Genomic DNA, 11560 nt, shown 5'->3' with positions numbered 1-11560 from the left:
TACCAATCATTTTGCCTTGAAAGGGCGGTTATACCTCAAAGCCCTGCAAGCGGCTTTTGCGGAACTGGCCGTCCTCAAAAATCAACTCAGCCAACATCCACAAATGGAGTTGGCGTAACATCAGTTACTAAGACAGTAGCCATTACTTTTTGCAATAGAATTGACGAATTTTATCAGAAATGCTTTAGTTGGTATTGCAGATGGCGTCGATGAAGATAAGCGGAAAGAGCCACATAAAGTGTAACATAATAATACAAACGAACAAAAATTTATAATTTTAGAACAAAAAATAGTACTATTCTGATTTGTATTTTATGCGGAATAGTCATGAATGTGGTCGGCCAATTTAAACCTATAAGCCGGGCCGCCGATGCGCCGGGCCGCTGATGCGGTTTCAAAAACCTTATAGGTTTAAATTGGCCGACTACTAGTAGCTACTATGAAATCTTGATTTATAAAGGATGAAAAGGGTGATCAAATTGAAGTGATCGTAGACGACCCCTTAGCAGACTTTTTGCCGAAGCCCAACGACTGTAAAGGACGATTTCCTCTACGAGACCAACCGATTGTTTACGAGGACCCATTTGAAACCGCGAGTTAATGGGAAGCTAATGAATGAAAGTTTTACACCTCTTCCGCCTGTTTTTCCTTACGGGCATTAAGGTATCCGCGGACAACGGTGTATGTCGTGATAGCCAAAAAGAAAATGATAATCCAGTGGACATAATTGATGATCCACGGAAACCGCTCTCCGAAATAAAAGCCCCCGCCCACAAGGGTTAGGACCCAAATGGAAGCACCAATGATGTTGTAGAGGATAAAAAACCGGGAGGGCATATGAATGAGTCCGGCCAAAATCGGCGCAAAAGTGCGGACAACGGGTAAAAAACGAGCAACAATAAGTGCTCCGTTACCGTAACGAATAAAAGCAGCCCGCGTATCGTCGATGTATTTTTGCTTGAAAAAGAGCGAATCCGGACGATTTTTGATCCGGGCACCAAAATAGTAGCCCGTCAGGTAGCCCGTTAAGGAACCCAGAACAGCGGCACTAAAAATACAGAGTAAGAGTATCCACAGCGGAACATTCAGGATTTTCGTTCCTGCAAACACACCCGATAAGAACAGCAGGTAATCGCCCGGCAGAAAGAAGCCGAAGATAATTCCGTTCTCAACGAAGATAATCAGCGTAATCAGCACTAAGCCACCCGTTCGGATGATTTCTTCTGAATTAAGCAGGTATTGAAAAAACTCAACGATCTGGTTCATGCTTAACGAGTGAAAGAGTGAAAGAGTAAAAGAAACTGCCGCCGAAACGGTGAAAGCGTAGCGTAGCCACTCTTTCGCTCATTCACTCTTTCGCTCTTTAAATATATTCCGCCAACTCAAGCCAGCGGTCCGATTTTTCAGCAATGCTTTGGTCAATTTCTTCGATTTCCCGCGCCCAGGCCGTTAACTGCTCGTGATGCCCACCTGTATTAAGCAGACCAATAACTTCGACCTTCCGTTGCTCCAGCGACTCAATTTCTTTTTCGAGCGTTTCATATTCGCGGATTTCCTTGAATGACAGTTTCTTCCGGGCGCCATTCGTGTTGCCATCGACCGTCGCGGATGAAACCACGGGCGCGGGCGTTTGGTTCTTCGGTACCGATGCCGCTGGTTTATCATTTTGTGAAGCGCTCTTCGGCTGGGAGTCGCGCCACTCCCGATAATCGGTATAGTTCCCCGGAAAGTCACGGACTTTACCAGCCCCTTCCATCACAAAAACGTGCTCAACAAGTCGGTCCATGAAGTACCGGTCGTGCGTAACGATCAGAACGCACCCGGAGAAATTAAGCAGAAAATCTTCCAGTACGTTGAGTGTCGTAATGTCGAGGTCATTCGTTGGCTCATCAAGAATCAAAAAATTCGGATTCTGCACCAACACGAGCAGAAGCTGCAACCGACGTTTTTCGCCACCGCTTAGTTTGGCAACATAATCATACTGTTTCGATCGGTCAAAGAGGAATCGAGTCAGCAATTGACTGGCCGTAATAGTATCGCCATTGGCCAGCTTCATGACTTCGGCTACATCCTGCACGACGTCGATCACACGCTGACTTTCGGGGAGATCCAGCTCGGTTTGGGTATAGTACCCGAACTTGACCGTACCACCCGTTGTGATCTTCCCCGAATCAGGACGCAACTGACCGGTTAGCATGTTCATCAGTGTGGTTTTACCCATTCCATTTTTCCCGATCAGCCCCACTCGGTCGGACCGTTTGAAGGTGTAGGTAAAATGATCGAGCAGTACTTTCTCCCCAAAACGTTTACTAAGATTCTCTACCTCAAGGATCTTACTGCCCAATCGGGATGTGCGTAGATTCAGATCAAGTTCGCCATCGTTCCGTTTGCCGCTGGTTTTTTCCTTCAGTTCGTCAAACGCATCGATTCGATATTGCGCTTTCGTTCCGCGCGCCTTGGGTTGCCGACGCATCCATTCCAGCTCGCGCCGGAACGTGTTGCGATCTTTCGCCAGTTCAGAGGCAGCTGCTGTTTCACGTTCGTCTTTCTTCTCCAGAAAATAGGCGTAATCGCCCTTGTAGGTATAAAGCTGCCCACTATCTAACTCGGCAATCTGGTTGCAGACCCGATCCAGAAAATAGCGGTCGTGAGAGACCATCAGCAGCGTACCATTGTTCGTGTTCAGGAAGTTTTCGAGGTATTCGATCGCTTCCAGATCGAGGTGGTTGGTTGGCTCGTCCAGAATGAGCAGGTCGGGGTTTTGAATCAGCACGCGGGCCAGTGCAACCCGTTTGCGTTGCCCGCCCGACAGCGACCCAACTGACTGCTCAACGTCCTGAATACCCAGTTCGCCCAGAATTTGCCGGATTTGGGCTTCGTAATCCCAGGCCTCCAGCTTTTCCATATCCGACATGGCCCGTTCGAGAGCCGCATGGTCGTCGTGGGCAAGCGCGTGTTCATAAGCCCGAACGGCATCGAGCTGTGCACTTTCGCCCGCCAGGACTACTTCCATCACGGTCAGTGCATCATTGAGATCAGGTTGCTGATCAAGGTAACCGATGCTGATGTCTTTCCGATGGCTGACTATACCCGAATCGGGCGGCATAGACCCGGCCAGAATCGAAAGTAGCGTTGTTTTCCCAGAGCCATTGGCTCCGACAATAGCAACCTTGTCGCCCCGGTTCACCCCAAATGTCAGGTTACGGAACAGCATACGGTCGCCGTATGATTTTGTTAAGTTTTCGGCTGAAAGGTAATTCATTAGTTATGCTTGCATCAATCAGGTCAGATAACGGGTCAACTCGTTTATCCGTTTAATTCGTTTAGATGGTTCGCCTGGTCGACCAACGTCTATCTATCACTACAAAGGTACAAGAAAGAAAATCGTTCGTACTTTTACAGACCAACGAGAATCCTTTCCTTATAACCAACAATGCATCTGAAACATCTCAGTGTAGCCATTGCCATTGCCATTGGTTCGGTAGTTCATACAACTGCACAAACGACTACCACTTTTAAATCGTACACACAGGTTATTCCGGGTAGCGACCAGACCTATGCCCTGGTAGCCATTCCGGGCGGTAAATTTCTAATGGGTAGTCTGCCCTCAGAAAAAGGTCATAAACCTGACGAAAGTCCACAGCATAGCGTGGTGATTGAGCCGTTTTATATGGGTAAATATGAAGTGACCTGGGATCTTTATGACTTGTTTGCCTTCACCAACATGGAGAAGGAAATGGCTGCCAAATACACGCAGACTGACGCAAACCTTGCCAAAACAGACGCTACCACACGGCCCAGCCCACCCTATGTCGATATGTCGTTCGGCATGGGTCGTTCGGGCTATCCGGCTATTAATATGACGCAATATGCAGCCATAAAATTCTGCGCGTGGCTTTATGCCAAGACGGGTGTTTTTTATCGCCTGCCAACGGAAGCTGAATGGGAATATGCCTGCCGGGGAAATGATAAGAATGCTACATTGGCCTATTCATTCGGAAGCGATGTGAAGAAATTAGGTGAATACGCAGTTTTTAATGGTAATAGTGGTGGCGGCTATAAAAAAGTTGGAACCAAGAAACCAAACTCGTTTGGGCTCTATGACATGCATGGCAATGTAATGGAATGGACTCAGGATCAATACATTGAAGATTATTACGCATCGGTGGCAAAAGGAACCGTAAAGGAACCTTACGCACCAACGACGACCCTTTATCCAAACTCGGTGCGGGGTGGCTCCTGGGACGATGACCCGACTGTGTTGCGGTCGGCAGCCCGGACACCGTCGGCTCCGGCCTGGAAAGTACTTGACCCGCAAAGCCCAAAATCAGACTGGTGGCTAACGTCCGCTTCGTTCGTAGGCTTCCGGTTCGTTCGTCCGGCCAAAACGCCAAGCGAGGAAGAAATCAAGGCATATTACGATATCAAACCAATCAAAGATTATTAAAGACTAAAAAACGGATGAGTGAAAGGCATCTTCATTCACCCATCCGTTTTCTTACTCATAGGACTTTCGCTCAGAAGCGTACCACGGTTATCACAAGTAACATCAGTGGCACGCTTCTGAGCGAAAGCCCTAACCCATTTTCTCATTGAAAACTTTTCTCCTTCTCGGCGCAAATCTTGGCGACCGTGTCCAGACGCTGAATCGGGCCGGTGATCTGATCGTGAAACGTATTGGGTCGTTACTACAACAGTCGAGTTTGTACGAAACAGCTCCCTGGGGTGTAACGGACCAACCGGCCTATCTGAATCAGGTGCTGGCTGTTGATACTAAACTGGAACCACAGGAACTGCTTGAACAGACACAGGCTATTGAGCAGGAGCTTGGTCGCGTGCGGTTCGAAAAGTGGGGTGCCCGAGTTATTGATATTGACATCTTGTTTTACGGGCAACAGATAGTGCAAACGGAAACCCTAACGGTTCCGCATCCGTATCTGCACGTACGACGGTTCACACTTGTACCACTGGCCGAGATCGCACCGGATTTTGTTCATCCAGTGTTACAAAAAACAATAGATGAGTTGCTGGACGAATGTATGGATGAGGGTGAGGTAATAATTTTTAATTTCTGAAAAATACCTCCTCTCCACTGAAAACATAGTACCTTTGTAGTCAGTTTGTTGTAATTTTCTTAAAAAATCACCACCGATTATGTCTGCCACGCTTGACACCGTGAGTTTGTTAGCCGACCGCATCAACGCGCTGGAGGAGTCGTCCACGCTGGCGATGACCAAAAAAGCCCGTGAACTGGCCGCTCAGGGCCACAAAGTAATTAGCCTGAGCGTTGGGGAGCCAGATTTTAAAACGCCCCAACACATCTGCGAAGCGGCTAAAAAAGCCATTGATGATGGTTTTCATGGCTATTCGCCCGTTGCTGGCTACCCTGATCTTCGCAAAGCCATTGCTGATAAGTTCAAGCGCGACAATAATATTGACTGGAAACCCGAAAATATCGTTGTTTCGACCGGTGCCAAGCACTCGTTGGCGAATGTGATTCAGGTGTTGATCAATCCAGGCGACGAAGTAATTATTTTCTCTCCATACTGGGTTAGCTACTCCGAAATGGTGAAGCTGGCCGAAGGGAAGGCGGTTGTCGTTGACGGTTCGTTCGAAAATAATTTTAAAGTAACCCCCGAACAGTTCGAAGCTGCCATTACCGACCGGACCAAGATCGTGATGTATGCATCGCCCAACAACCCGACCGGTTCGATTTATTCGGAAGCCGAGCTGCGTGCTATTGCCGATGTTGTAGCTCGTCACGATAACATTTATGTGCTGGCCGACGAAATTTACGAATACATCAACTTTACGCCGGAAGGTCATTTTAGTATTGGCTCGATTCCTGCAATTGCTGAGCGGGTTATCACTGTCAATGGTGTTGCCAAGGGCTTTGCCATGACGGGATGGCGTATCGGCTACATTGGGGCCGCTAAATGGATCGCCGATGGCGTTGAAAAACTACAGGGCCAGGTTACGTCGGGTACGAACTCAATAGCTCAGAAAGCTAGTGTCGCTGCTTTGACAGGCACCCTGGAGCCATCGTTTGAAATGACCAAAGCCTACCATCGTCGTCGCGATTTGGTCGTAAAATTATTGAAGGAAGTGCCTGGGTTCCGTACAAATGTACCCGAAGGAGCTTTCTACGCATTTCCGGATATCAGCTATTATTACGGTAAGTCAGATGGCACAACGGCCATCGAAAACTCTGATGATTTTGCCGGGTGGTTATTGACTACTGCTCATGTAGCAACCGTTGCGGGTTCTGGTTTTGGAGCGCCGAATTGTCTTCGAATTTCGACAGCTGCTTCCGACGAGTCACTCGCTGAGGCCGTACAGCGGATTAAAGATGCTGTGGCAACATTGAAATAAACGAAATAGATAACACCAAAATAAAGCAGCTCGGAGAGATTCTCCGAGCTGCTTTATTTTGTAAGAAAATGATCTGGATAACGAAATAAGTTTGGGTTAAAAGTAAAATATAGAGTATAAATGAGGGGTCAATTCTATTTTATTGTTAATTAGCGTATTATCAATTTTATGTTATTTTTTTTGGCATCAAAATTGATAATAAGTAAAATGGGTACACAGGTGACAACGATTTTATGAGTCTGCTCAATCACGTGGATCTAATTTCATCGAACTTTTTTACAAATAACTTGTTTTTGTATTAATACAAGTTTAATTTTGATTATGGATGGAAGGTGGTGAAAACAATCGACATTCTCTTTTTTACTAATAGAAAAAACCGTTAACTTAATCTAATAAATCACTAGCCGAGCCGATGAGAAAATTTCGTTTGTACATGATCTTTCAATGGGTTTTCTTTCTGCCCATCATTTTGCCGTTATGTATTATTTTCGGAGCCCTTCGTGGGGCTGCCCAAATGATTGAACGGGTGATTGAGCAGATTAAGGCAGATATATTGCCACAGAATGAACCCCAACCATCAATGGACTAATATCGAATTTATACTGATAAATCGATTAAGAAGGGCCGCGATCTCTGCTCAATGAGAAGACGCGGCTCTTTTATTTTGGCTAATTTAAATCGAAATTTAGCGTTAATAAGAAAAAAACGACTCAATACACCTTACGTAAAAAGTTGGCTAGTAGATAATTAGCTTTTCGTGGGTAGTGTACAGCCCTTTTAGGTAATAGAGTAAGACGAATTTAAGTTGATTCGAAATAAAGATTATCTGGGTAACGGAACGGGCAGGAGTCTATACAATCCGAAAATTTGTTAAATTTACCGTTCGTTATTCACCGAATTGTACGGCGACGCTTTACTTATGGCAACATTCACAGATTTTGTCCGATCAAATACTACCGAACCGCACCGTATTCGTACGCGGCAAATCCTGAAATCGCATCCCGAAATTAAAAAGCTTATTGGCCAGAAAAATCCAGCGACATTCTGGGTTATTCTGGGTTGTGTTACGCTAATGACGGGTATGGCCTATCTTGTTCGTGATCAATCCTGGTGGGTCGTTGTAGCGGCCGCCTGGTTCATTGGCGCGTTTCCAGCCCATACGCTGTTTGTCTGCATTCATGAAGCAGCCCATAACCTGATCTTCCGGAAACCTTCGGCTAATATGTGGGCAGCCATTTTTGCTAACTTACCGACCGTATTTCCGACCGCACTGTCCTTTAAAAATTTCCACATTAAGCACCACGCGTTTCAGGGCGTTCATGAGTTAGATGCTGATTTACCAGACTGGTATGAAGCCAAACTCATTAATAACTACGCGATTGGTAAGGCGATCTGGCTACTCCTTTTTCCTATTTTTCAGGGTATTCGGACGATTCGTTGCCGCGAGCTGGCCGTTATCGACAAGTGGGTTGCAGCAAATATGATCGTTCAGATTGCCTTCGATGCGTTAATAGTTGTCTTGTTTGGCTGGAAAGCACTAATATTCCTTGGCCTTTGCCTGTTCTTTTCTGTTGGCTTTCACCCACTTGGGGCCCGCTGGATTCAGGAACACTACTTAACGCTTGATAAAGAACAGGAGACCTACAGTTACTATGGTAGACTTAATGGGCCTAATCTAAACGTAGGCTTTCATAACGAACACCATGACTTCCCTTCGATTCCCTGGAACAAACTCCCGGATATTAAGAAGTCAGCTCCCGAATACTACGATACCCTGAAATACCATACGTCTTTCGTTCGGTTATTTTTCCGGTTCCTCTTCGATCAGGAGATTTCACTTTACTCGCGGATTGTCCGTAAGGAACGTGGGCGGGTAACCATTGCCGACCAGTCTAAGCCTGATTTAGAAATTGTACAAACGCAGGATTATCCTGCTAAAGTCACTGCTTAATCCGCTTTACCTACAACATACAACAAAAAAGGGCTGCCGAAATTCGGCAGCCCTTTTTTGTTGTTGAGGAGAAATACTAAAACTTAGCCTTGCCGGATTCCAGAAAAGCGACGAAGTTTTCGACGCTTCGGTCGTAGTTCTTTGGTGCTACCAGTAACTTTCCGTCGCTGTTAACGAGGCAGTAATGTGGCTGTGCATTGTTGTTGTATTTCGTGATCTGTAAGTCAGCATTTTGCCCGCCAATCGTTTTCTTAACCTTCTGATCGTACGTTGAGGTGTACCACTCTGACTCAGGTAGTTCGGTTTTATCGTCCACATAGAGGGCAATCAAGACGAAATCATTTTGAAGCCGCGACATAACGGCGGGATCTGACCAGACGCGGGCTTCCATCTCGCGACAGTTCACACAACCATGTCCTGTGAAGTCAATAAAGACGGGCTTGTTCAGTTTTTTGGCGTATGCCAATCCCTGTTTATAGTCAAAGAAACCCTGCAACCCACGCGGAAAATGAAATAGGTTTGCATATTTGATACGCTCGGAAATTGCGTTTGCCGACTCTTGACTGCCTGCTGATTGCTGGCTGATGTTAAAATCCTGCGATGTTTCGGGAGGTAAGTAGCCCGATAGTGCTTTCAATGGCGCTCCCCACAAACCCGGAATCATGTAAACCACGAAAGAGAACGTGACAATTGCCAGCAAAAGCTTCTGAACGCTGATGTATTTCACCTCACTGTCGTGTGGGAGCCGAAGTTTTCCCAGAAAATAGAACCCAATCAGTGCGAAAATAACGACCCAAAGGGATAGGAACACTTCACGATCGAGTAAATGCCAGTGATAAACCTGATCGGCAACACTCAGGAATTTTAAGGCCAGTGCCAATTCCAGGAAGCCAAGCACAACCTTAACCGAGTTGAGCCATCCACCTGACCGGGGTAAGTTTTTGAGCCATTGTGGGAAAGCCGCAAACAATGTAAACGGTACGGCAAAAGCCGACGAAAAGGCCGCCATGCCCAGAATCGGCTTAATGACTTCACCGCCTGCCGAGGCTACCAGTAAACTACCGACAATCGGACCCGTGCAGGAAAACGACACCAGTACGAGCGTAAAAGCCATAAAGAAAATACCAGCAATGCCGCCCTTTTCCGACCGCTCATCGGCTTTGTTAATCAGCGAATTCGGCAGCACGATCTCAAAGAGCCCCAGAAATGATAGTCCGAATACAAAAAATATGGCAAAGAACAGGATGTTCGGCAGCCAGTGCGTACTAACGAAATTAGCAAAGGCGGGCCCGTTAACCCGTGAAACAACCGTGCCGACCAGTACGTAGATTCCAATAATGAAGGCACCGTATAAGAGCGCTTTCCATTGGCCACCCTGCTGATTGGTAAAGAAGCTAACCGTTGCCGGAATAATCGGGAAAACACAGGGCGTTAAGAGGGCAACCAGGCCAGACAAAAAAGCGGCCAGCATAAATCCCCACAACGATCCGCCCGATGCAGTAGCAGATTCTTCCAGGGCCTGTTCCGGTTCTTTTAAAGCTTCTTTGACTATTGGCTCAATTGAGGCAGATGCTTCTGTTGCGGTCAGAGCGGGTGCTGGTGTCGTGGCCGCAACGGTAGTTTGAGAGGTTGGCGGTGTTGCAACCGATGCCGTCTGGGGAACCGAGGCTACTGCTGTTGATGCAGTGGTTGGCGGGGAAACAACCAGGCCGCTAATGGAAAAGTCTTCATTACCGGGTATGCATTGACCATCTCTATCCGTACAGACTTGATAATCAATATTACCGGTAATAACTGGATTTTCTTTCAGGATTTTTACCTTCTGAACAAACTGAGCCGGGCCGTGCATTAAATACACATCGCCCTCAAACACCTCCTCATATTTAGTTTCTACCTTACTGGTTGGCTTAACTTTCCCAACCAATTCATAAGTAGCGTTGGGGGTAAACGTAAAGGCTGTTGGCAGTGGCCCACCATCCATTTTAGGATTTATGTCCGACGAGAAGACGTGATAACCAGCCTGAATAGTAGCTGTAAACCGTAGTTCAACTATTTCACCAACTTTGACCGAGGACTTCGCCGGTTTATAGGTCCATGTTGCTGGTTTAATGATCTGGGCAAACGTAGCAAGAGGCAGCAACAGCCACACAACGAGTGCGAAAAATGATTTCATACCGCTTTGGGTAAGTGATGGTTTGCAAGAACAACAGAAATACTGCAAAAATATTTCCATTTTTTTGTCCTTGATGTAACAGAAAACCCCGGCAGATGCCAGGGTTTCTTTATAAAGTCGGAAAAGCACTAGTTAGTAGCTGAATAATACAGGATTTAGCTCATCCTGTGGTTGGCTGCCGACCGGAACATTATTGAGCCATTTGGCATGGTCGGCTACCTGGAACTCATTTCGTGGCTGCATAATCGTCTGACCCTGATCCATATAGATCATGGTCATCACCTTACGTGGTCGATCCGAAACGTTTGGCCCTGCGCGATGAAACGTCCAGCCAGCATGGTAACTCACTTCGCCAAGCTCAAACGGCGTGTCATGTACATTAAAATTAAGCTTCTGTAGTTCATCGGCCAGAATTTTTTCGCTTTCATCGCTGATTTCTACATCACGACCAATTTCTACGCACTGGCTTCCTTCGGCAAAAGCGAGCGGTCCCATTTCCATCGGGGTTGCCTGCAATGGAATCCAGACCGTTACAGTGTTGGGCGACGCCAATGGCCAGTAGAACTGGTCGGCATGCCAGGGTGTAATACCCCCCGAAGGCTCTTTGTAAAGGGCCTGATCATGATAAATCCGAACACCCTGAACGCCCATCAGGTCGGTCGCTATTTTTGCCAGTCGTTTGGAGAAAACAAATTCTTTTGCCCGTTCATCCTCAAGCCAAAGGTTCATAATCTGGAGAAAGGCCCGCTCGTAGGTTGTACGCTCTTCCATCGGCTTAATGAGGGTATTAAGCCGAAAAACCAGATCGGTGATGATATCGCCGTAATAGTCCAGAACGGCAGGGCTAAGTACTTGCTTTAGCTTGACATAGCCGTTTTTTCTGTAAAAATCGATGGCTTCCTGACTGACTTCGTACGGCGTATTCAGCTCCTGAAGTGCTATTTTTTTGTCGATTGTAGCTTCCATATACGAACAAGGGTAGGAGAGTAGATGAGTTACCAGCGTGTAATTGCTCTACAAAATTATCCTATAACCAATAAAAGAAATACCACTGTTTTTACTTA

The 11560-nt window shown here is 46.6% G+C and carries 9 protein-coding genes and 1 pseudogene; 6 read left to right on the top strand and 4 right to left on the bottom strand.

The features are described from left to right. A pseudogene (locus GJR95_RS43005) lies at positions 1–118 on the top strand (IS701 family transposase); the annotation flags it as partial. A gap of 506 nt (positions 119–624) precedes the next feature. Here the strand turns inward: GJR95_RS43005 and GJR95_RS38560 are convergent. Beyond that, positions 625–1266, bottom strand: coding sequence for a DedA family protein (locus GJR95_RS38560; protein ID WP_162390931.1), 642 nt, complete (start codon positions 1264–1266; stop codon positions 625–627). A gap of 97 nt (positions 1267–1363) precedes the next feature. Then, positions 1364–3262 (bottom strand): ABC-F family ATP-binding cassette domain-containing protein, encoded by a 1899-nt coding sequence (locus tag GJR95_RS38555; protein WP_162390930.1) that lies wholly within the window; start codon positions 3260–3262, stop codon positions 1364–1366. A 171-nt stretch (positions 3263–3433) separates the two neighbouring features. Here GJR95_RS38555 and GJR95_RS38550 point away from each other — a divergent pair, with 171 nt between their 5' ends. The 5 genes from GJR95_RS38550 (at position 3434) to GJR95_RS38530 (ending at position 8323) form a co-directional block, all read left to right on the top strand. Further along, positions 3434–4447, top strand: a complete 1014-nt coding sequence (locus GJR95_RS38550) for a formylglycine-generating enzyme family protein (RefSeq protein ID WP_162390929.1) — start codon at positions 3434–3436, stop codon at positions 4445–4447. A 145-nt stretch (positions 4448–4592) separates the two neighbouring features. Next, positions 4593–5075, top strand: coding sequence for a 2-amino-4-hydroxy-6-hydroxymethyldihydropteridine diphosphokinase (gene folK, locus GJR95_RS38545; RefSeq protein ID WP_162390928.1), 483 nt, complete (start codon positions 4593–4595; stop codon positions 5073–5075). 79 nt (positions 5076–5154) lie between these two features. Continuing rightward, positions 5155–6372 (top strand): pyridoxal phosphate-dependent aminotransferase, encoded by a 1218-nt coding sequence (locus tag GJR95_RS38540; protein ID WP_162390927.1) that lies wholly within the window; start codon positions 5155–5157, stop codon positions 6370–6372. 412 nt (positions 6373–6784) lie between these two features. Continuing rightward, a complete protein-coding gene (locus GJR95_RS38535; RefSeq protein ID WP_162383932.1) occupies positions 6785–6961 on the top strand; it encodes a hypothetical protein in 177 nt (58 codons plus the stop codon). A gap of 330 nt (positions 6962–7291) precedes the next feature. After that, positions 7292–8323: a fatty acid desaturase gene (locus GJR95_RS38530; RefSeq protein WP_162390926.1), complete on the top strand. Its 1032-nt coding sequence runs from the start codon at positions 7292–7294 to the stop codon at positions 8321–8323. 76 nt (positions 8324–8399) lie between these two features. Here the strand turns inward: GJR95_RS38530 and GJR95_RS38525 are convergent, their stop codons facing one another. Both GJR95_RS38525 and GJR95_RS38520 read right to left on the bottom strand, forming a co-directional pair. Then, a complete protein-coding gene (locus tag GJR95_RS38525; RefSeq protein ID WP_162390925.1) occupies positions 8400–10496 on the bottom strand; it encodes a protein-disulfide reductase DsbD family protein in 2097 nt (698 codons plus the stop codon). Between the two features lie 132 nt (positions 10497–10628). Further along, on the bottom strand, positions 10629–11462 hold the full coding sequence (locus GJR95_RS38520; protein ID WP_162390924.1) for a phytanoyl-CoA dioxygenase family protein: 834 nt from the start codon (positions 11460–11462) through the stop codon (positions 10629–10631). Positions 11463–11560: the final 98 nt, after the last annotated feature.

Origin of the sequence: Spirosoma endbachense (assembly GCF_010233585.1) — a bacterium.
Lineage (GTDB): Bacteria > Bacteroidota > Bacteroidia > Cytophagales > Spirosomataceae > Spirosoma > Spirosoma endbachense.
Note: the sequence above shows the minus strand (reverse complement) of the source record. Positions and strands in the feature narration are given on the sequence as shown.

Bases quoted from the DNA above. Each gene is read 5' to 3' on its own strand.
- GJR95_RS38560 (WP_162390931.1), bottom strand. From the start codon at position 1,266: ATGAACCAGATCGTTGAGTTTTTTCAATACCTGCTTAATTCAGAAGAA.
- GJR95_RS38555 (WP_162390930.1), bottom strand. From the start codon at position 3,262: ATGAATTACCTTTCAGCCGAAAACTTAACAAAATCATACGGCGACCGT.
- GJR95_RS38550 (WP_162390929.1), top strand. From the start codon at position 3,434: ATGCATCTGAAACATCTCAGTGTAGCCATTGCCATTGCCATTGGTTCG.
- GJR95_RS38540 (WP_162390927.1), top strand. From the start codon at position 5,155: ATGTCTGCCACGCTTGACACCGTGAGTTTGTTAGCCGACCGCATCAAC.
- GJR95_RS38535 (WP_162383932.1), top strand. From the start codon at position 6,785: ATGAGAAAATTTCGTTTGTACATGATCTTTCAATGGGTTTTCTTTCTG.
- GJR95_RS38530 (WP_162390926.1), top strand. From the start codon at position 7,292: ATGGCAACATTCACAGATTTTGTCCGATCAAATACTACCGAACCGCAC.
- GJR95_RS38525 (WP_162390925.1), bottom strand. From the start codon at position 10,496: ATGAAATCATTTTTCGCACTCGTTGTGTGGCTGTTGCTGCCTCTTGCT.
- GJR95_RS38520 (WP_162390924.1), bottom strand. From the start codon at position 11,462: ATGGAAGCTACAATCGACAAAAAAATAGCACTTCAGGAGCTGAATACG.